The sequence below is a fragment of the Neorhizobium sp. BT27B genome (assembly GCF_050455485.1).
In the GTDB taxonomy this organism is placed as follows: Bacteria; Pseudomonadota; Alphaproteobacteria; order Rhizobiales; family Rhizobiaceae; genus Neorhizobium.
Genome location: NZ_JBCIYT010000006.1, coordinates 177,639 through 198,570, shown reverse-complemented (window position 1 = coordinate 198,570; position 20,932 = coordinate 177,639). Strand labels below are relative to the sequence as shown.

The 20,932-nt window shown below is 59.3% G+C and carries 20 protein-coding genes and 1 pseudogene; 6 read left to right on the top strand and 15 right to left on the bottom strand.

Annotated elements, in window-relative coordinates; genetic code table 11:
• Positions 1-24 precede the first annotated feature (24 nt).
• From AAIH70_RS17670 to AAIH70_RS17660, 3 genes are all read right to left on the bottom strand, one after another.
• On the bottom strand, positions 25-1,092 hold the full coding sequence (locus AAIH70_RS17670; protein WP_132276282.1) for an alpha/beta hydrolase family protein: 1,068 nt from the start codon (positions 1,090-1,092) through the stop codon (positions 25-27).
• 132 nt (positions 1,093-1,224) lie between these two features.
• Positions 1,225-2,463 (bottom strand): MFS transporter, encoded by a 1,239-nt coding sequence (locus AAIH70_RS17665; RefSeq protein ID WP_132276280.1) that lies wholly within the window; start codon positions 2,461-2,463, stop codon positions 1,225-1,227.
• 29 nt (positions 2,464-2,492) lie between these two features.
• Entirely contained in the window at positions 2,493-3,110 is a 618-nt protein-coding gene (locus AAIH70_RS17660) for a TetR/AcrR family transcriptional regulator (RefSeq protein ID WP_245519225.1), read from the bottom strand.
• Between the two features lie 538 nt (positions 3,111-3,648).
• Between AAIH70_RS17660 and AAIH70_RS17655 the strand changes: the two genes are divergently transcribed.
• Entirely contained in the window at positions 3,649-4,230 is a 582-nt protein-coding gene (locus AAIH70_RS17655; protein ID WP_132276276.1) for a J domain-containing protein, read from the top strand.
• Between the two features lie 92 nt (positions 4,231-4,322).
• Here AAIH70_RS17655 and pheT read toward each other — a convergent pair whose 3' ends face one another.
• The 6 genes from pheT to infC all read right to left on the bottom strand — a co-directional run bounded on the left by pheT (position 4,323) and on the right by infC (position 10,222).
• Entirely contained in the window at positions 4,323-6,758 is a 2,436-nt protein-coding gene (gene pheT, locus AAIH70_RS17650; RefSeq protein ID WP_132276274.1) for a phenylalanine--tRNA ligase subunit beta, read from the bottom strand.
• Between the two features lie 30 nt (positions 6,759-6,788).
• Positions 6,789-7,871, bottom strand: coding sequence for a phenylalanine--tRNA ligase subunit alpha (pheS, locus tag AAIH70_RS17645; protein WP_132276272.1), 1,083 nt, complete (start codon positions 7,869-7,871; stop codon positions 6,789-6,791).
• Positions 7,872-7,893: 22 nt separating this feature from the next.
• A complete protein-coding gene (locus AAIH70_RS17640) occupies positions 7,894-8,718 on the bottom strand; it encodes a serine/threonine protein phosphatase (protein ID WP_245519224.1) in 825 nt (274 codons plus the stop codon).
• A 107-nt stretch (positions 8,719-8,825) separates the two neighbouring features.
• Entirely contained in the window at positions 8,826-9,230 is a 405-nt protein-coding gene (gene rplT / locus AAIH70_RS17635) for a 50S ribosomal protein L20 (protein ID WP_132276270.1), read from the bottom strand.
• A 40-nt stretch (positions 9,231-9,270) separates the two neighbouring features.
• Positions 9,271-9,474 carry a 50S ribosomal protein L35 gene (rpmI, locus tag AAIH70_RS17630; protein ID WP_046793986.1) on the bottom strand — a complete coding sequence of 68 codons (204 nt, stop codon included), beginning with the start codon at positions 9,472-9,474 and terminating at the stop codon, positions 9,271-9,273.
• 211 nt (positions 9,475-9,685) lie between these two features.
• On the bottom strand, positions 9,686-10,222 hold the full coding sequence (gene infC, locus AAIH70_RS17625; protein ID WP_245519237.1) for a translation initiation factor IF-3: 537 nt from the start codon (positions 10,220-10,222) through the stop codon (positions 9,686-9,688).
• 211 nt (positions 10,223-10,433) lie between these two features.
• Here infC and AAIH70_RS17620 point away from each other — a divergent pair, with 211 nt between their 5' ends.
• Together AAIH70_RS17620 and AAIH70_RS17615 are read left to right on the top strand one after the other, a co-directional pair.
• Positions 10,434-11,234 carry an alpha/beta hydrolase gene (locus tag AAIH70_RS17620; protein ID WP_132276268.1) on the top strand — a complete coding sequence of 267 codons (801 nt, stop codon included), beginning with the start codon at positions 10,434-10,436 and terminating at the stop codon, positions 11,232-11,234.
• A gap of 132 nt (positions 11,235-11,366) precedes the next feature.
• Positions 11,367-11,981 (top strand): transglutaminase-like cysteine peptidase, encoded by a 615-nt coding sequence (locus AAIH70_RS17615; RefSeq protein WP_165932056.1) that lies wholly within the window; start codon positions 11,367-11,369, stop codon positions 11,979-11,981.
• Positions 11,982-12,173: 192 nt separating this feature from the next.
• Here the strand turns inward: AAIH70_RS17615 and mbfA are convergent, their stop codons facing one another.
• Positions 12,174-13,157 carry an iron exporter MbfA gene (gene mbfA, locus AAIH70_RS17610; protein WP_132276266.1) on the bottom strand — a complete coding sequence of 328 codons (984 nt, stop codon included), beginning with the start codon at positions 13,155-13,157 and terminating at the stop codon, positions 12,174-12,176.
• A gap of 217 nt (positions 13,158-13,374) precedes the next feature.
• Between mbfA and AAIH70_RS17605 the strand changes: the two genes are divergently transcribed.
• Positions 13,375-14,508, top strand: a complete 1,134-nt coding sequence (locus tag AAIH70_RS17605) for a TRAP transporter substrate-binding protein (protein WP_132276264.1) — start codon at positions 13,375-13,377, stop codon at positions 14,506-14,508.
• A 110-nt stretch (positions 14,509-14,618) separates the two neighbouring features.
• Positions 14,619-15,236 (top strand): annotated as a pseudogene (locus tag AAIH70_RS17600) (hypothetical protein).
• Here the strand turns inward: AAIH70_RS17600 and AAIH70_RS17595 are convergent.
• The 3 genes from AAIH70_RS17595 to AAIH70_RS17585 all read right to left on the bottom strand — a co-directional run bounded on the left by AAIH70_RS17595 (position 15,237) and on the right by AAIH70_RS17585 (position 18,322).
• Complete coding sequence (locus AAIH70_RS17595; RefSeq protein ID WP_132276262.1) at positions 15,237-16,235, bottom strand: aldo/keto reductase; 999 nt, start codon at positions 16,233-16,235, stop codon at positions 15,237-15,239.
• A 62-nt stretch (positions 16,236-16,297) separates the two neighbouring features.
• The gene (locus AAIH70_RS17590) at positions 16,298-17,257 is read right to left on the bottom strand and encodes an aldo/keto reductase (RefSeq protein ID WP_132276260.1); all 960 of its coding nucleotides are present in this window, start codon (positions 17,255-17,257) and stop codon (positions 16,298-16,300) included.
• Between the two features lie 120 nt (positions 17,258-17,377).
• On the bottom strand, positions 17,378-18,322 hold the full coding sequence (locus AAIH70_RS17585) for an aldo/keto reductase (protein ID WP_132276258.1): 945 nt from the start codon (positions 18,320-18,322) through the stop codon (positions 17,378-17,380).
• 181 nt (positions 18,323-18,503) lie between these two features.
• Between AAIH70_RS17585 and AAIH70_RS17580 the strand changes: the two genes are divergently transcribed.
• Complete coding sequence (locus AAIH70_RS17580) at positions 18,504-19,490, top strand: Gfo/Idh/MocA family protein (RefSeq protein WP_132276256.1); 987 nt, start codon at positions 18,504-18,506, stop codon at positions 19,488-19,490.
• A 7-nt stretch (positions 19,491-19,497) separates the two neighbouring features.
• Here the strand turns inward: AAIH70_RS17580 and AAIH70_RS17575 are convergent, their stop codons facing one another.
• Both AAIH70_RS17575 and AAIH70_RS17570 read right to left on the bottom strand, forming a co-directional pair.
• Positions 19,498-19,878 (bottom strand): GtrA family protein, encoded by a 381-nt coding sequence (locus AAIH70_RS17575; protein ID WP_132276254.1) that lies wholly within the window; start codon positions 19,876-19,878, stop codon positions 19,498-19,500.
• Complete coding sequence (locus AAIH70_RS17570; protein ID WP_132276252.1) at positions 19,875-20,912, bottom strand: glycosyltransferase; 1,038 nt, start codon at positions 20,910-20,912, stop codon at positions 19,875-19,877. Before AAIH70_RS17570 ends, AAIH70_RS17575 begins: the two co-directional genes overlap by 4 nt.
• Between the last annotated feature and the right edge of the window lie 20 nt (positions 20,913-20,932).

Below are 20,932 nucleotides of genomic sequence, written 5' to 3'. Positions count from 1 at the left end.
AGGTTTTCGCCTCCCGCCATGTCTTCAGTTGCCGGGCTTCAGGTCACGCTCGAAAGCGTCGATAATGAGCCGGCTCAGTTCTGCATGGATTTCGGCGCGGGGTCGGGCGGTTTCCTCGCAGATCGGATCCAGCTCGCCCACTGACTTCAGAAAATCCGCGGCACCTTGCTTGCAGACAGGCAGGAAGCTGAAGTGATCCGCGCCTTTCACCTGCTGGTAGATCGCGCCCGGAATATCCTTTGCCAGTTGATCGGACAGAACCGCCAGGGGCACGTTGCCCGGTGCTCCGAGATTGATCAGGGTGACCGGCACATCGATGGCTTCAAGGCTGCCCTTCTGAAACGTCGTGGCGAGACCCGGATCAACCGAGATCACAGACGTGATACGCGGGTCACGGTTCTGCTGTTCGAAACGGGCCTTGTCGATGGTTGCAAGATCAAGCGGCTCGACATCGACCCTTTCGCCGCCGGCATAACCACGCCCTCCGGCAAACCATGTGCAATCCATCATCTGCGGGCTCTTTTCGCAATAACGCCGATAGGCTCCAAGATCAGCGCGGGCGCCGGCAAGTTCCATGGCCGTGGAACCGCCAAGGGAAAAGCCGAGAATGCCGATACGGCTTGTGTCGATGGACGATTGCCAGCGACGATCCGTGGCAAGGGCCGAGATCAGTACGGAAATATCCCCGGTCCGATCCCAGATTTTTGGCGTTGCTGATGGGGTGGAATCGCCGCTGGTCGTGCCGGGATGATTGGGACCGGCAACGATGTAACCCGCCTCTGCCAGCTTGACGGCAATCCATCCCATGCCTTGCGCACGGGAACCGGAACCGTGGGACAGCAGGACCAGCGGAAAGCGTCCGTCACGGATGGTGGCATTGTCTTCTGCGGAACCGGGTTCAAAAATCCGGTCGTAATCGTGCTCGGCCTTCTGTCCATCGCCCTTGGACGGATACCAGACCGTGACCGCCAGCGGCCTCGGATAATCCTGCGTAACCACGCTGATCTTCCGCACGCCAACGGGCTCGGCGGCCTGCAGTCCTGTGGCGACACTCATAAGCGACAGAGAGAAAAGAAGTGCTATCGGTTTCATGGCGACCTCATTCGGTTGGAGAACGAGGGCAAGCATGAGAGCCGAATGGCAGGCATTCGACCTCGAACGTGATCGAGGTCTTTTTTTATTTTCTGGAGGCCGATCTGGCCTCCAGCAGGATCATTTGCCAGATCAGGCAGCGCGGCGCTTTTCCGTCAGGAAATACAGGAAAGCTGCAATCGGCAGGGCAATACCGATCGACGATGCCAGTGACCAGCCGCCGGTGGCATAGGCCCAGGCGCCGATGGCTGAACCAAGCGCGCCGCCGACGAAGAAGGCCGCCATGAACAGGCCATTCAAGCGGCTGCGCAGGCTGGCACTGAGGCCGTAGATGGCGCGCTGGCTGATGACCAGCGTGGTGGAGACGCCGAAATCGATCAGGATGGCCGCAAGCGTCAGCAGGCCGAGCGCCAGCATGGAGCCTTCGGGCGCAATGTGCGTGATGAGGTAACCAACCACCAGTGCCACAATACCAAGGGCTGTTGCCGGGCGGCTGAGATCACGGTCGGCCAGACGGCCGGCAATCGGCGAGGCGATGGCACCGGCGACACCGGCGAGCGCAAACAGCGCGATACCGGCCTGGCTGAGCCCAAAAGCCGGGCCGGCCAGCAGAAGCGGCGTCACCGTCCAGAACAGGCTGAAGCTGGCAAACTGGCCGAACTGGTAGGCAGCGCGACGGCGCAGCACCGGCTGGGTGATGACCAGAGAGGCCATAGATCCGAGCAGCGACAGATAGTTGAGGCTGGTTTCAGGCCGGCGGGTCGGCAGTTTTATCGCCAGCACGAAGCCAAGCACGACCATGACGGCGGCAGAGACATAAAACACCGCATGCCACGAGGAAAATTCGGCGATGAAACTGGAGACCGGCCGCGCCAGCATGATGCCGAGCATCAGGCCCGAGACCACATTGCCGACGACGCGGCCACGGCTTTCCTCCGGTGCAAGGCTTGCCGCAAAAGGCACGATCATCTGCACCGCGACCGAACCGAGGCCGATCATCAGCGAAGCGGCGAGGAAGGGTGACGGTGTGGAGGAAATGGCAGCAGCAAGCAGCGCCAGCGTGACGATGGCCAGCATGGTGATGATCAGCCGACGGTTTTCGACGAGATCGCCAAGCGGAACGATGAACAGAAGGCCTAGGCCATAACCGATCTGGGTGAGCGTGACGATGAGGCCGGTTGCCTCGGCCGGCAGACCGATGGAAGCGGCGATCGGCCCGGCGAGCGGCTGGGCATAATAGATGTTGGCACAGATGAGACCGGCAGCTGCGGCCATCAGAAAAGTCATGCCGGCAGAAATGCCAATGGGCTTTTCGCGTGGTTCGGCTGGTGTGTCGGAAAATGCCGTATCTTCGGCGGCTTGGAGGGTCATAAAAACTCCTGGGAGGCTGGAGGTATAAGTCAGTCGAGAATTTTCAGGGCAGCTTCGGCGGTTGCCGTGGCGCGGGCGAAATCCTGCCCGCCCTTGCCGATGACACGCATGCCCTGGATGACGGCGTAAAGAAGATGTGCGGTGACCTGCGGATCGATATGGGTGCCGATGGACCCGTCCGCCTGGCCCTCACGAACCAGTCGTTCGAACAGCGTTTCGAACCCCGCCTGCGAGCGGGCGACACGGGCATCGGCTTCGGCATCAAACAGCGCGAGTTCGACTGCGGCGCCAACGACAAGGCAGCCGCGGCGACCGGCCTCGCCATGGGAGCCATCCGCATAAAAATGCAACAGCAGGCGGATGCGCTCGCGCCCGTCTCTGCCCGGTGCGATCGCTGCGTCACGCAAACCGTTTTTCACCAGCTTGTAACGATCGAAGGCGGCGAGAAAGATCGCCTTCTTGTCGGCGAAGGCCTTGTAGAGGCTGCCGGCCGTGACGCCCATGGCAAGACTGAGATCGCCAATCGATGTGCCGTGATAACCGCGTTCGGTGAACACGACGATCGCCTGATCGAGCGCGGCATTCATGTCGAATTCCCGCGGGCGGCCTGCTGCGCGGGGCGCAGCAACTGGATCTGAGACAGCCATGATTGAAGAATCCATATTAGGAAATGATCATTCCCAAATAGGCCCGATGCCTGTCACGGTCAACCGGCTCTATCGAAAAAATTCAAAACACGTCGCGCGGCCATGGCTTGGATTGATGCCACCTGCCTCAAAACAATGGAGGCGATCATGGACAGGGATCGAAGGGCAGGACGCCGTCAGCTAACAACGATGCCGGCAGCAACCGTCCGAATTTCCGCAGCAGATGGTATAGCGCCGCATTTGTTCTCGTGTGCTTTTGCCCAATACACGCGAAAAGGTTGCATTCGCACAGGTTCTATTTAGTATTTCTACCTTTTGAACTGCCGATTTGCGATCATTTTGAAGATCAATCCGAAGTCGCGCCAGCGTGCTGGACTTTTTTTAACGTTCTTTAGCTACCACAGCCATGTTTTGTGCGGTCTGCGCCACAGAATCGCCCAGCCTGCCTGCTTGACGGAAAGGCGAGCGGTTACGCTAGGGGGCAACCCACAGCTTTATATTAGGACTTTGATTACGTCGCGACCAGAGATGTGAATTAATGATCGACCCTTACGACATTCTTGGAGTTACCCGTGATGCCGACGGCGCCGCGATCAAGGGCGCTTACCGCAAACAGGCCAAGACCTCACATCCGGATGCAGGTGGCGATGTGGAGACATTCAGCAAATTGACGAATTCCTACGAATTGCTGATCGATCCGGTCCGCCGCAAGGTTTACGACGACACCGGTTACGATCCGGCCCTGGCCGACACCAAGGACCTTGAGAGCGTTCTCGTTCTCGAAACACTGATGAACGAACTCATTCTCGACGACCGCGAGCCGGGCAGTTTCGATCCGGTTGCCGCCATGCGCCGCAAGCTGACCGACCAGATCGTCAGCGCCCGTTTTCACATCCTCGAAATGGAACGCCACCGCGGCCGCATCCGCAACCACCTGGACCGCATCGGCCGCCGTCCGGAAGCCGACATTCTCGGCCGCATGTTCCGCGCCCGCACCGATACGATCGGTGAAGCCATCACCAAGTCGGAAGCGCAGATCGAAGCGATCGAGCGCGCCTATACGATGCTTGAGGGGTATTCCTACGAAATGGTGGAGGTCGTTCAGAACGCGGCCGAATAACGGCTGGCGATCCGGCTTCAATTACGATCAAACAGCAAAGCCCGCCGTTTCATCAACGGCGGGCTTTCTTCATTGGATCACAAGTTGCGCGATCAGGCGCGCAAAATGCCGCCGGTGGTCTTTTCGACATTGGCGACGATCTTCTTCGTCAGCGCGTCGAAATCCTCGTCCGTCAAGGTCTTGTCGACCGGCTGGATCAACACTTCGATGGCAACCGACTTCTTGTGCTCACCCAGCGATGCACCGGCAAACACGTCAAATACGTTGACGCCGGTGATCAGCTTGCGATCGGCACTGGTCGCTGCCTTGATGATGGCACCGGCTTCGATCTCCGAACCGACGACGAAGGCAAAGTCGCGCTTGACCACCTGGAAGGGCGAAAGCTCGAGGCCCGGCTTGGTGCGGGTCGCTTTTTTCTTCGGCTCGGCCATGGCATCGAGATAGATCTCGAAACCGCACAGAGCACCGGATACATCGAGCGCATCCAGCGTCTTCGGATGGAATTCGCCGAACGTGCCGAGAATGATCTTTGGACCCATCTTGATCGTGCCGGAACGGCCCGGATGGTACCAAGCGGGACCACCCTGCTCGATCTGGACATTGGCCATCGGCAGACCGCAGGCCTCGATCACGGCAAGCGCATCGGCCTTGGCGTCGTAGACGTCGACCGGCTTGCCGCCGCCCTTCACCGCATTCGACCACATGCGACCGGCGCCGTTGATGGAGGCGGTGCCACGACGGATGCCGCCGGCAACACGGCGCTGGCCTTCCGGCGTGTCGGTCTCATAGGTGCCAGAGACCTCAAAGATCGCCACATCGCCAAAACCCTTGTCGGCATTGCGCTGGGCAGCGGTCAGCAGACCCGGCAGAAGCGACGGGCGCATGTCCGACATGTCGGCCGCAATCGGGTTGGCCAGCTTCAGCGACGGAGAACCGCCGCCGAACAGCTTTGCCTGGGCTTCCGGAATGAAGGACCAGGTGACGGCTTCCAGCATGCCGCGCGAGGCGAGCGCGCGCTTGGCGGTGCGGGTGCGCACCTGCAGCGTGGTCAGGATACGGCCATTGATGGCGGACAGCTTTTCCAGCGGTTCCGGCTTGATCTGGTCGACGCCGTGGATGCGCATGACTTCTTCGACAAGATCGGCCTTGCCATCGACATCGGGACGCCAGGACGGAATTTTGACCGATACACGCTCGCCCGAACCTTCGACCGTGAAGCCGAGGCGGGTAAGGATGTCACGGCTTTCGTCCGTGGAGATGTCGAGGCCGGTCAGGCGCTTGACTTCGGAATAGGGGAAATCGACCGTCTTGGCCTCATACCCCTTGTAGCCGACGATCTTTTCGTTGGCCGGTGTGCCGCCGCATAGTTCCAGAACCAGCTGCGTGGTGCGGTCGAGGCCGGGAACCATGTATTCCGGGTCAACGCCGCGCTCGAAGCGGTAACGCGCATCGGTGATGATGCCGAGCGTGCGGCCGGACTTGGCGATGTTGATCGGATCCCACAGCGCCGATTCGATCAGCACATCGACGGTGTTTTCGTCACAGCCGGAATGTTCGCCGCCCATGATGCCGCCGATCGATTCGACGCCATTGTCATCGGCGATGACGACGTTGTTGGGGCCAAGCTTGTATTCGCGGGTATCGAGCGCCAGCACCGTTTCGCCTTCCTTGGCGCGACGGACAACGAGGTTCCCCTTCACCTTGGCAGCATCGAAGACGTGCATCGGGCGGCCCTGGTCGAAGGTCATGTAATTGGTGATATCGACCAGCGCGTTGATCGGGCGAAGGCCGATGGCCTTCAGGCGAGTTTGCATCCAGGCAGGGCTCGGGCCGTTCTTGACGCCGCGCACGAGGCGCAGGCCGAAGCCGGGGCAGAGCTTTTCGTCATCGAGATCGATGGTGAGGCCGACCGAAGTTTCGCCTTCGAGCTTCAGCGCCGGGGCAGCCGGCACTTTCAGCGTGCCGAGACCGGAGGCTGCGAGATCGCGGGCAATGCCGTAGATCGACGTGCAGTCCGGGCGGTTCGGCGTCAGGTTGATCTCGATCATCGGATCGTCGAGACCGGCATAGGTCGCGAAAGACGTGCCGATCGGCGCATCCTGCGGCAGATCGATAATGCCGTTATGGTCTTCTGACATGTTGAGCTCTTTTTCCGAGCACATCATACCGTGGCTTTCGACACCGCGGATTTTTCCGACCGACAGCGTCACATCGATGCCCGGAACGTAATCACCCGGACGCGCGAGCGCACCGACCAGACCGGCGCGGGCATTCGGCGCGCCACAGACGATCTGCAGCGGCTTGCCGCCATTGACGTCAGGACCGGCATCGACCGACAGAACCTTGAGGCGGTCGGCTTCAGGGTGTTTTTCCGCCGACAGAACCTTGGCGATGACGAAGGGCTTGTAGGCCGCCTTGTCATCGACATCCTCGACTTCGAGACCGATCGCCGTCAGGCGCTCGCAGATCTGATCGAGGGTGGCGTCGGTCTCAAGATGATCCTTGAGCCAGGAAAGCGTGAATTTCATTGTGTTTGATCCTTCGCTTACGCGCTCAAATTACTGGCTGAGGCCGCCGAACAGGGTCGGCATGTCGAGCGGGCGGAAACCGTAATGGTTCATCCAGCGCACGTCGGCGTTGAAGAAGTCGCGCAGGTCCGGCATGCCGTATTTCAGCATGGCGATACGATCGAGACCCATGCCCCAGGCAAAACCCTGATACTCGTCCGGATCGAGACCACCGGAGCGCAGCACGTTCGGATGAACCATGCCGCAGCCGAGGATTTCCATCCAGTCGGTGCCCTCGCCGAACTTCACGATCGGGCCGGAACGGTCGCACTGGATGTCCACTTCGAAGGACGGCTCGGTGAACGGGAAGAAAGACGGGCGGAAACGCATGACGACGCTGTCCACCTCGAAGAAGGTCTTGCAGAATTCTTCCAGAACCCAGCGCAGGTTGCCGACATGCGCCTTCTTGTCGATGACGAGGCCTTCGACCTGATGGAACATCGGCGAATGCGTGGCGTCGCTATCCTGGCGATAGGTCTTGCCGGGAATGACGATGCGGATCGGCGGCTCCTGCGCTTCCATGGTGCGCACCTGCACAGGCGACGTATGGGTGCGCAAAACCTTGCGCTCGCCCTTTTCGTCCGGCTGGAAGAAGAAGGTGTCGTGCATTTCACGGGCCGGATGACCCTCGGGGAAATTCAGGGCGGTGAAATTGTAATAGTCGGTTTCGACATCCGGCCCTTCGGCGATGGAGAAGCCCATGTCGGCGAAGATGGCGGTGATCTCGTCGGTGATCTGGCTGATCGGGTGGATACGGCCACGCTCTGCCGGGGAGGAGCGCACCGGCAGTGACACATCCAGCGTCTCCGCCTTCAGGCGTGCATCGATCGCTGCGTCCTTGAGCAGCGTCTTGCGCTCGGTGATCGCATCGGTGATCTCGGTCTTCAGCGCGTTGATGGCGGCGCCGCGATTCTGGCGCTCTTCCGGCGTCATCGAGCCGAGCGTCTTCAGCAGTTCGGAAACCGAACCCTTCTTGCCAAGCGCAGACACACGCACGGCTTCGATGGCCGCTTCATCGCCCGCACCGGCGATCTCCGCCAGAAGCGCGCTCTTCAATGTTTCGAGTTCGGTCATGATGTCCTGCTTTTCGGCCGTGTCAGCCTTGATGTATCGTTGCCAGATAAGATGTGGCCAAGATGAATTGTCGCAAATCTCTACCCATGTGAATCCGGCCAATCAACCGGGCAAGCCATAAAAAGCGCGCCAGGAAGCGCGTCATGGCGCGCAGTTCGGCAATTGCGGCCGGCGGCGCGGTGGCAGCCCAGGCCGAATAGGCACGATCCTGCACCTGCGAACGTTCGATCGCGCGGTCGCTGAGCTGCAGGAAAAACAACCAGAGATCACGCGCCTGCGCGGTGGCGAGCGGCATCACCACCTCCGGCTCTTCCTCGAAATCGATGTAACCGATGCGCCGGTCTTTCTCGAACATGTCGCGCGGAAACGGCCTGCCATGGCATAGCCCCAAGGCATGCAGCCGGCCAAGCTCGGCACAACAGAACACCAGAAGATCATCATGCGCCGCCGGATTGCCGGTTCGCAAATGCCACAGCCTGTCCTGCACCGTCGGCGCGACATCACTCATTACGATGGCACTGCCGGATGCATAGAGGATGGATGCAGTCGGAATATTGCTGTCGGCAAATCTGGTCATGCGACGCAAATCGCGCGCGACCATGCCTTCTCCGGTCTCAGCCGGTGACGGGCGCATGAAAGGGAGCCGAAACAACCGGGCAAGTGCTGTCTGCAAAGCAATAGCCGCGCGCCGCCCTTTATTGCCGTGGCGTTTGATCCATACCGTACCACAGGAAAGCGAAATGGATTGCACCCGCTCGCGATCCGATACAAGCGCCGCCAGCAGCGGCGCAATGTCTTCGACGGGCAGTTGCGGCTCGCTTCCCATATCAATGACGTCATCCGGCACTTGGGCGCTCCTCAACACCTGTGTCCAAATCCGGCCATGGCCCGGAAAAACAAAAACCCGCGCAGCAACGCCGCGCGGGTCTTTTTGGTTCAGAAAAAGTCCAGCGCTTACTTAACTGCGCTTTCAAATTCGTTCTTGGTGCCGGCGTCCTTGAGGTAGTCCAGAGCCTTCTTCGAGGCAGCAACCAGAGCACCGAATGCTTCCGGCTCATGGATAGCCATGTCGGACAGAACCTTGCGGTCAACTTCGATGCCAGCCTTGTTGAGGCCGTCGATGAAGCGGCCGTAGGTCAGGCCGGATTCGCGGACAGCAGCGTTGATACGCTGGATCCACAGAGCGCGGAAATTACGCTTCTTGACCTTACGGTCGCGGGTAGCGAACTGACGCGAACGATCAACAGCAGCCTTTGCGGCGCGGATCGTATTCTTGCGGCGGCCGTAGAAGCCCTTGGCTGCCTTGAGTGTCTTGGTGTGCTTGGCGCGGGAAGTTACGCCACGTTTTACGCGTGCCATGTCATGATCTCCTTAAAACTGTTCCAGGTGTCGATTAGTCTTAAAGACCGTTCGGCAGGTAGTTCTTGATAACCTTCTTGCCATCCGGCTCAGCGAGGATCATCGTGCCGCGAGCATCGCGGATGAACTTGTTGGAACGCTTGATCATGCCGTGGCGCTTGCCAGCAGCGGCGGCAACGACCTTACCGGTCGCCGTAACCTTGAACCGCTTCTTGGCAGCGGATTTCGTCTTCATCTTGGGCATTTTGCTACTCCAGTTTTGTATCAAACCAGCAGACGAGGCTGGTTCAAGCATTAACAACGGCCACGGCATGCCCTGCCGGACCGTTCGGACGCGCGCTTATAACCATAGTCCGATCAAAAGCGCAATGGGTGAAACTGCCGAAAAGCCCGCATTGGCGGGCTATGGCGCGCCGGATAGCGGCCAGTCTCGGCGAAAGTGGAGTGGAGGCGCCTTAACGGGGCGCCAGCACCATCATCATCTGGCGGCCTTCGAGCTTGGGCTCGGCTTCCACCTTGGCGATCTCCGCCGTTTCTTCCTTGACCTGAAGCAGCAGCTTCATGCCGAGTTCCTGGTGCGCCATTTCGCGACCACGGAAACGCAGCGTCACACGAACCTTGTCGCCGTCTTCGAAGAAACGCAGGATTGCCTTCATCTTCACCTCATAGTCATGGGTGTCGATGTTCGGGCGCATCTTGATTTCTTTGATCTCGACGATCTTCTGTTTCTTGCGCGCTTCCGCCGCCTTCTTCTGGTTGGCGTATTTCAGCTTGCCAAGATCAAGGATCTTGCAAACCGGCGGGTCGTTGTTGGGCGAGATCTCTACGAGGTCGAGCCCTGCTTCCTCGGCCATCTTGAGGGCCTGGTCAGTGGGGATGTCACCGAGATTCTGGCCTTCGGCATCGATAAGCTGGACCCTGGGAACACGGATTTCCCGGTTGGAGCGCGGGCCCTCCTTGACGGGGGCATCGGCTTTGAAAGGTCTGCGAATGGTCGTGTACTCCTGAATTTTTTCAAGTTTGCGGTGGCGAGCATTAGCGTCGCATTTGCAATTGCGGGCCAATGTCGTCATCGACGCGGCGAAGTCAATAGCATACTGCGCCGGAAAGATCACCTGCCGTTGGCACGTCATCTATATGTTTTATGGCGACGCGGCTATAAGCGCCGCACAATACAGATAGGAATAATACAAGGAGCAAGCAATGGTCGCCACGGCACAGGAACAGACAGGTCGCCTGACGGTCGGCGCAGACGACGGCGCCCGCGAGATCGCCTATGCGCACCGGCCAGCTGCGCGCGCGGATGCTCCGACCCTCGTGTGGCTTGGCGGCTATCGTTCCGACATGAGCGGTACCAAGGCCATGGAAATGGATGCGGTGGCCGCCGAACACGGTATCGCTGCACTGCGGCTGGATTATTCCGGCCATGGCCAATCCGGCGGCAACTTCAACGACGGCACGATTTCCCGCTGGCTGGAGGAATCGATTGCCGTGGTCGATCACATCACGCCAGAACACGTCATCCTCGTCGGCTCCTCGATGGGCGGCTGGATTGCATTGCGCATGGTGCAGGAACTGGCACGCCGCGGCAAAGGCCCCAAGGTCGACGGCCTGGTTCTGATAGCCCCTGCCCCGGACTTCACCCATGACCTGATCGAGCCGGCGCTGACGGACAAGGAACGCCAGTCGCTGTCCGAACGCGGCTATTTCGAGGAATTTTCCGAATACAGCCCCGAGCCGAACATCTTTACCCGTGCCCTCATGGAGGACGGTGCCAAAAACCGCGTTTTGACCGGCATCACAGAGACCGGCTGCCCGGTGCACATCCTGCAGGGCATGAAGGATGCCGACGTGCCCTATCAGCACGTCTTGAAACTCATCGAATTCCTGCCCGCCGACGACGTCGTCCTTACCCTTATCCGCGACGGCGACCATCGCCTGTCCCGCCCGCAGGACCTGCACAAGCTGCGCTCCACATTGGCGAATATGATAAATGAGGGCTGAAAAATAAGCTGATACTGAAATGCATCGATCTTAACCATAAACGCCGATAGTTACATGTTTACGGATTGGTAATAATTGACTCTGCGCCCGTCAGGCTCTTAACCTTTCGTTAAGAATTTGAAGGACGGGCATATGACGTTTGCAGTGAAGGTACGGTTTCTGGCCGTGATCCTCGGGGTCACGTTCGCATCGGCAACTTCCGCCATTCCGGCTCCGAAAACCCTGGCCAGCATGGTTACGGGTTCGGTCACGTCACAGCCTATCGGTCATTACGAATTCTGCCAGCGTCATGAAGACGAATGCACGGTCCGCACCCGCCCGGCGCCCGCACCCAAGGTGACCGACTACGGCTGGAACGCCATTCACGACGTCAATTCTTCCGTCAACGACCGCATCATGGCCCGCACCGACATGCAGGTTTATGGCCGTGAGGAATATTGGGAATATCCGGTCGATGCCGGCGACTGCGAAGACTATGCGCTGCAGAAGCGCAAGGAACTTTCCGAGCGCGGCTTCGCCCTTTCCGACCTGCTGATCACCGTGGTGCGCAAGCCCGATGGCGAAGGCCATGCGGTGCTGACGGTGCGTACATCCAAGGGTGACTTCATCCTCGACAACCTCAACTCGGACGTAAAGCTCTGGTCGGACACCGACTACACGTTCCTCAAGCGCCAGGCATCGTTCGATACCGGCCGCTGGGTGACAATCGAAGACGGCCGCGATGTGGTGGTTGGCGCACTGCGGTAAAATCTGCACCTCAGTTGAGACGAACAAGGCCCGCCCGGTTATCCGCGGCGGGCCTCTCGTTATGGACGACTGACAGGTGTGGCTTTACATTTTATATGATGCACCCTATCCCGGCCCTTCGCTTTGGCTCAGGGCGTTCGGCGCTGCAATCGATCCACTGGATCGATTGCTCGGGCTTCGCCCGACCGCGCCTCACCCACTCCCGATCAGAATGCCCGCCGCCAGAACCAGCGAGCCACCCAACACGACCTGAAACACGGCACGCAAAAACGGCGTTTCCATATAGCGGTTCTGGATGAAGGCGATCGCCCAGAGCTCCAGGAAAACAACGATGGCGGCGATCGCAGTTGCCGTCCAGAAGTCCGGGATGAGATATGGCAGCGTATGACCGAGGCCGCCGATCGCCGTCATGATGCCCGATGCAAGGCCACGCTTGAGCGGTGAACCGCGCCCGGAAATCTTTCCATCGTCATGCGCCGCTTCTGTAAAACCCATGGAAATGCCGGCACCGACCGAAGCCGACAGGCCGATCAGGAAGGTGGACCATGTATCGCCGGTGGCAAAGGCGGCGGCAAAGATCGGCGCCAGTGTCGAGACCGATCCATCCATAAGCCCGGCCAAACCCGGCTGCACATAGGTCAGCACGAATTGCCGGTGAGCATTTTCGTCCTCGGTCGACTTCACATCGTCCGGCGCATGCTTTTCCTCCAGCATGGCGGCGATATCGCCATGGCCCTGTTCGGCCAAAGCCAGATCGCCCAGCAATTGCCGTGTCGAGGCATCGGTGACGCGCTTGGTCGCCTCGGTGTAAAAACGAAAGGCTTGGGCCTCCATCGCTTCCGCCTGATCCCTGATCTTTTCCAGGGCCAAATTCTTGATCAGCCAGTCGGGCTGTCGCTCGTAAAACCCACTGACATGCTCGCGCCGGATCAACGGAATGCGCTCGCCAAACCGCTGACGGAACTGGGAAATCAACATGTTCCGATGCGCCTGCTCGACCTCGGCCATATCCTCGAACACTTTTGCCGAGGCGGGCGCATTGTCCCTCAGGCTATCGGCGTAACTCAGATAGATGCGTGCATCCTCCTCTTCCGAGGCGATGGCGAGCGCGAGGATTTCCTCTTCGCTCAGGGAGTTGAAGCTGCGCTTGCGTGAGAATGACAGTCGGCCGAACATCGAAAAACCTTTGTTTAGAATTATTCTAATTCTAAACCGACAAAACCAAAAAGCAACCATCTTCAGGTAACCAGTGACGGAAAAACCCAAACAGCGGCTTTGACGCAACTTTCGGAAACAAAACTTCAGGCTTTGCGAAAGTTCGCAAATGCCAAACTTGCATGGCGCGCAACAAACCATTATGGCGCGCATCAGCATTTGGAGGATATGCGAAACCATGACGAATTCGACCGACAACCCGCCCCTCAACCGCCGCTCGTTTTTCCGCAAGGCCGGTGCCGCCGGCACAGGTGCGGTGGCCGCAGCGACCTTGGCAGCGCCTGCGATTGCCCAGGAAAGCCCACAGGTAACCTGGCGCCTGACCTCGTCCTTCCCGAAAAGCCTCGACATCATTTACGGCGCCGCGACCGAGATCGCCGCCAGTGTGAATGAAGCGTCTGACGGCAAGTTCCGGATCGACGCCTATGCCGCCGGTGAAATCGTGCCTGCCCTGCAGGCTGCCGATGCGGTGGCCGCCGGCACGGTCGAGATGGCGCATACCTGCTCCTACTACTACGTCGGCAAGGACCCGACATTCGCGCTTGGCACGGCCATCCCCTTCGGCCTCAATGCGCGCCTGACAAATTCCTGGTTCGCAGTTGGCGGTGGTAACGATCTGCTCAACGAATTCCTCTCCGGCCACGGCCTTTATGCCCTGCCGGCCGGCAATACCGGTGCCCAGATGGGCGGCTGGTTTCGCAAGGAAATCAAGACGATCGACGACCTCAAGGGTCTGAAAATGCGCATTGCCGGCCTGACCGGTCAGGTGATGAGCAAGCTCGGCGTCACCCCGCAGCAGATCGCCGGCGGCGATGTCTATGCCGCACTCGAAAAGGGCACGATCGACGCCACCGAATTTGTCGGCCCCTATGACGACCAGAAGCTCGGTTTCGTGAAGGTCGCCAAATATTACTATTACCCGGCATGGTGGGAAGGCGGCCCGACGGTTCACGCCTTCTTCAACCTCAACAAGTTCAATGGCCTGCCGAAAGCCTACCAGCGCATGCTCAAGGATGCCTGCGCCAATGCCAACATGAACATGCTGGCGAAATACGATGCGCACAATGCCAAGGCATTGAAACAGCTTGTTGCCGAAGGTGCAGTGCTGAAACCGTTCAGCCAGGACATTCTCGACGCCAGCTACAAGGCGGCACAGGAAACCTACGCTGAAATCTCGGCAAAAAACCCTGCCTTCAAGAAAATCTTTGACAGCCAGCAGGCGTTCAAGCGCGACGGTTATCTCTGGGCGCAAATCGCCGAATACAGTTATGACACGTTCATGATGATCCAGCAGCGCAACGGCAAGCTCTGACGGATTTCCGCCCCAACAAGTCGAGGCCCGGATGCGCCAGCGTTCCGGGCCTTTTCTATTGCCGGTAACCGCCTTACGCTGCCGTCCAGCGACGCCAGCCGGGGGCCATCATGCGCAAGCCGAATTCTATGAAGGGGCTGGAAGAGCTTGGCCGGATGCGGCTGTCGAAGAGCTTTTTCCTGCGCGATTTCCTGCATTAAGAGATCGCCGATTTTTATCGCATTCCCAACATTCCTGAAGATCCCGACCTTGCCGTCGAGGCCGGAAAACATCTGTGCGATGAACTGCTGGAGCCGCTGCAGGCCACGTTCGGACGCCTGCATATCCGCTCCGGTTACCGCTCGCCTGAGGTCAACGAATTCGGCAACCGCAACAATCTCAACTGTTCCACCAATGCAGCCACCGCCGCCGACCATATCTGGGACCGGCGTGATGCAGACGGTTTTATTGGCGCGACGGCCTGTGTCGTCGTGCCGTGGCTGATCGACAATCATGACCGGGAAGGTGACTGGCAGAGGATGGCATGGTGGATCCATGACCACCTGCCCTATGCATCGCTGTGTTTCTTTCCAAAGCTATGGGCCTTCAACATCCAGTGGCACGAACGCCCAGTGCGTCGGATCATGAGTTATGTCGCCCCACGCGGCGTGCTGACCAAGGCCGGAATGGCCAACCATGAAGCTGACCATTCCGAGTGGTATGAGGGGTTTGCTGAACTACGGCGATAGCTATTTTTTCGGCGTCCAAGCCATGGCCTGTGCGGCATAACGTGCACCGGCAATCTTTTCCGGTGCCAGCATGTCGTCGAGTTTTTGCACCTCGTCAGCGCTGAGCACCACGTCGGCAGCCGCTGCATTCTGCTCCAGATTGGGGATTTTTCGCGCACCCGGAATCGGCACGATGAAATCGCCCTTGGCGAGAACCCAGGCGAGCGCAAGCTGGGCGGCGGTGATGCCCTTGGTCTCCGCCATCTGTTCAACCAACCGCACCAGCGCCAGATTGGCTTCCAGATTTTCCGCTTCGAACCTTGGCAGGCCACGGCGCATGTCACCGTCCGACATCTCTGCCGTGCTCTTGATCTTGCCAGTCAGGAACCCGCGGCCGAGCGGGCTGAAGGGCACGAAACCGATGCCGAGTTCGCGGCAGGTATCGAGGATGTCGCCTTCCGGATCGCGCGTCCAGAGCGAATATTCGGATTGCAGCGCCGAGATCGGATGCACTGCGTGGGCACGACGCATGATATCGCTGCTTGCTTCGGAGAGGCCGAGTGCCCGCACCTTGCCTTCCTTCACCAGATCCGCCATGGCACCGACCGTATCCTCGATCGGCACATTCGGATCGACGCGGTGCTGGTAGAACAGGTCGATCACCTCGATGCCGAGCCGCTTCAGCGAAGCTTCGGCAACCTCGCGGACATGTTCGGGGCGGCTGTCGAGGCCGGACATGGCGCTGGCATCGCGCTTGTCCTGATCGATTGTGAAACCGAACTTTGTCGCGATCACCACCTTGTCTCGATGCGGTTTCAGCGCCTTGCCGACCAGTTCCTCGTTGACGAAGGGACCATAGACTTCCGCCGTATCGAAAAAATTCACGCCGAGCTCGACGGCGCGGTGCAGGGTTTTGATCGAGGTCGCCTCGTCCTGACCGCCATAGGCGTGGCTCATGCCCATGCAGCCAAGGCCGATGGCCGATACGGTGAGATCTTTGCCGAGTTTGCGCGTGTGCATGAAAATTCTCCGGAATTGCAAGGACGGACCTTCGTAGCCCGTCCGGTTGTCATCGATCGTGATCAGGCGCTGGCGTCGTTCAGCTGTTGCATCTGCTGGCCCGACAGTTTCAGATTGCCGGCGGCGATCATGGTTTCCAGCTGGCGGGCGCTGGTGGCGCTGGCGATCGGTGCGGTGACGCCGGGGCGCTGGGCGATCCAGGCAAGCGCTACGGACGCCGGCTGCGAATGGGTTTCGGCCGCCACTTCATCGAGCGCGGACAAGATGCGGGTGCCGCGCTCGTCGAAATATCGTGCAACCATTCCGCCGCGGTTCGGGTTGGTCTCTGCCTCGGCCTTGCTTTTGTATTTGCCGGTCAGAAAGCCGGAAGCGAGGCTGAAATAGGTGATGACACCGATATCCTTCGCCTTGCAGAGATCGGCAAGGGCACCATCGAAACCGGCGCGGTCATAGAGATTATATTCCGGCTCCAGCACATCATAACGTGGCAGGCCGGCTTTTTCGGCCGCATCGAATGATGCCTGCAACTGGGCAGCGTCAAAATTCGAGCAGCCGATGGCGCGGATTTTCCCCTGTTCCTTCAGCGTAGCGAAGGCGGACAGCGTTTCCTCATGTGGCGTTTTCGGGTCCGGCCAATGGGAAAGGTAGAGATCGATATAATCGGCCTGCAGACGGCGCAAAGAGTCTTCCACCTTTTCGATCACCCGCGCCCGGCCAAGGCCGCCTTCCATGGCGGAACCCTGCGGCGTGGAGCCGACCTTGGTGATGACGATCGCCTTGTCACGCGAACGACCGGACTGCTTCAGCCACTTGCCGATGATGGTCTCGGATTCACCGCCTTCATTGCCCGGCACCCAGCCGGAGTAGCAATCGGCGGTATCGACAGTGTTGAACCCCGCATCGAAAAACTTGTCGAGCAACTCGAACGAGGTTTTCTCGTCAGCCGTCCAGCCAAACACGTTGCCGCCGAAAACGACGGGCGAGATGGAAAGTCCGGTGCGGCCGAGCGAGCGGTTGTCCATGATGGTCTCCAATATCGGTAACGTGAAAAAATCGGCGAGCGCCGAGAGCTATTCATGTAGGAGGCAAGGCGCGGGCGTCAAACCGCGCCATCCTTCACGAAAACGTGCCGCACCAAACCGTCAGCCGGCTTCGTTGAGCAGTTTCATCTGTGCATCGGTCAGTTCAAGCCTACCAGCGGCGATAATGGCATCGAGCTGGTTCAGGCTGGTGGCACTGGCAATCGGCGCGGTGATACCCGGCCGGCTACCGGCCCAGGCGATGGCGATCGCGGCGAGGCTGGCACCGGTCTCCGCCGACACCTGGTCGAGTGCGGCCAGAATTTTCAGACCCTTGTCGTTGATGTAATCAGGAATGCGATAGCCACGCGCCTTGCCTTGCGCGTCTTCCGGCTTGCGGTATTTGCCCGTCAGGAAGCCGGCGGCGAGCGCATAATAGCTGATCACGCCGATGTCTTCGGCAATGCAGAGATCGGCCAACGCGCCCTCGAATTTTTCGCGGGTATAGAGATTGTATTCCGGCTGCAGCACATCGTAACGCGGCAGGCCATTCTTTTCCGCTGCCTCGAGCGAGGCCTTCAACTGTTCGGCGCTGAAATTGGAGCAGCCGATGGAACGGACTTTGCCGGCATCCTTCAATTTCTGGAAGGCGCTCAACGTTTCTTCATGCGGCGTGCTGTCGTCGGGGAAATGCGACAGGTAGAGATCGATATAATCCGTCTGCAGGCGAGCCAACGACTTGTCGACAGCCTCGGCAATCCAGCTCGCCTTCAGCTTGCGGTCATCCATGGATGGGTGGCCGACCTTGGTGACGATGATCGCCTTGTCGCGTGCGACCGTGCCGCGCTTCAGCCATTTGCCGATGACCGTTTCGCTTTCGCCGCCGGAATGGCCATCCACCCATTTCGAATAGACATCCGCCGTATCGATCGTGTTGAAGCCGGCTTCAAAAAAGCGGTCGAGCAGATCGAAGGAGGTCTTTTCGTCGGCCGTCCAGCCAAAGACGTTACCGCCGAACACAACGGGTGAAACGGAAAGGCCCGTGCGGCCGAGTTTACGCAACTCCATGACATTCTCCAGATTTTCGGGTGGTGGGATTTACGGTGGGAACGGCAGGTTACTCCAACATCAATGGGATGCCATCAAATAGTTTGAGTGGGGCAGGCTTTTTCGGAAATGCGGCAAAGCGACATTGAAGCGCGGGAATTGTCACCCTAATCTGCGCTCCGCATCTGAAGAGGAGAGAGCAATGCTGCGTTTCGGAATTCTGTCCACCGCCAAGATAGGCCAGACTGCGGTCGTGCCTGCCATTCAGGACGCGGAAAACTGCGTGGTCACTGCGATCGCCAGCCGTGACCGTGCACGAGCGCGTACGATGGCCGACAGGTTTTCCGTGCCGCATGCATTCGGCTCCTATGAGGAGATGCTGGCATCCGATGTCATTGATGCCGTCTATATTCCGCTGCCGACCAGCCAGCATGTGGAATGGACGATCAAAGCGGCCGAAGCAGGGAAACATGTTCTCTGCGAAAAGCCGATCGCATTGAAGGCAGACGAGATTAAACGGCTGATTGCGGCGCGCGATGCCAACAAGGTGCTGATCTGCGAGGCCTTCATGATCGCCTATGCGCCGGTCTGGCATAAGGTGCGGGCGCTTCTGTCGGAAGGTGCGATCGGCACGTTGAAACACGTGCAGGGAGCCTTCACCTATTTCAACCGCGACCCGGGCAATATGCGCAATATCCCTGAACTCGGCGGCGGCGGTCTGCCGGATATCGGCGTTTACCCGGCGATGGCGACCCGCATGGCGACGGGCAAGGAACCGCTCAAGGTTCAGGCGACCACCGAACGCGACCCGGAATTCGGCACCGACATCTATTCCAGCGTGAAGGCCGATTTCGGCTCGTTCGACATGTCCTTTTATGTCGCCACCCAGATGGCCAACCGGCAGGTGATGGTGTTTCACGGCACGGAAGGTTTCATCGAGGTGAAATCACCGTTCAATGCCGACCGATGGGGCGCGGAAGAAATCGAACTCACCAACCAGAAACACGATGTCTCGCAGATCTTCCGTTTTCAGGACAGCCGCCAATATAAACGGCAGGCCGAAGCCTTTGCCAGTGCTGCATCAGGGCAAAAGACCGAAGTGGTGACGCTGGAAAACTCGCTGCGGAACCAACGTTTCATCGACGCGATCTACCGGGCCAGCGACAAGGATGGCTGGGAGACGGTCTGACCAGAGCTCAATGACGGCGGCGAAAGACGAAGCGGGCGTAACCGAAATAGCTGTAAAGCGTGGCCGAAGCGGATGCGAGGATCAGCGCAAAAATTGGCCGAAGCATCTCGAAGCTGATCAGCAGACCGGAATAGATCGCGTAATTGAGCAGCGACGAGGTGATGCCGACCGAACCATAAAGCACGCCTTCGCGCACCACGTGGTGACCGGATTTGCCGAAGGTGAAATTGCGGTTGCAGAACCAGGTACAGGCAAGCGCCAGCACGATCGCAATGGCGCGCGCCGTGAACGGGCCGAAAAGGCCCGTCGCGAGAAGCCCAAGTGTCACGCCGGCATCGACCACGAAGCCGATGCCGCCGACCGCCATGAAACGCAGAAAACGCTTCATGCCGCAGAGGCACCCGGGCGACCACGCCGCTTGGGTTCGGCCTTCACAACCTCTTCCGGTACTTTCACGAAGGACGGCGCATCGCGATAGAAACGTGGAGGACGCGCATTTAGGCCCATGTAATGGATGCGCAACTGCTCGGCCCGGCCACGCGAGACGGAATCGAGGATCAGGCCGGCGGTAAAGATCAGCAGCGATACCATGAGAAGCGACATGGAGAGCATCCATGTGGGCATGCGGCTGACGAGACCAGTCTCGAAATATTCTGCAAGCACAGGCGCCATGAAGGCGAGGCTGACCGCAAAAATCGCGGCACTGATGGCGCCGAAAAAGGCGAAGGGGCGGGTTTCCTTCATCAGCATGGCAAACATCCAGAGGATTTTTGCGCCGTCACGATAGGTCGAAAGTTTGGAATGCGAGCCTTCCGGGCGGCGGCCGTAATCCAATTCCAGTTCGGTGACCGGCAGTTTCAGGCGCGAGGCATGCACGGACATTTCCGTCTCGATCTCGAAACCACCTGAAACGGCCGGAAAGCTTTTGACGAAACGGCGCGAAAACACCCGGTAACCGGAAAAGATATCGGTGAAATCGCGACCGAACATCGAGCGATAGAGGATATTGAAGAGACGGTTGCCGGCGGCATGCCCCTGACGGCCGGCATCGTCATGCACGCCACGGCGTGTGCCGACCACCATGTCGGCGCGTTCGCTCAGCATCGTGCGGATGAGCTCTTCGGAATCCGCCGGCGCATAGGTGCCGTCGCCATCGGCCATGATGTAGATATCGGCTTCGATATCGGCGAACATGCGGCGCACGACATAACCCTTGCCCTGGCGGCGTTCACGCATGACATGGGCGCCGGCGAGCATGGCCTGCAATGCCGTACCATCGGTGGAATTGTTGTCGTAGACGTAGATTCTCGCGTTCGGCAGGGTTTCGCGAAACCCGCGCACGACTGACGCGATGGTGGTTGCTTCATTGTAGCACGGCAGGAGGACAGCGATCTCGAGGTCACTGCTGATGGTTTCGTCCATGATTTCCACTCGATACACCG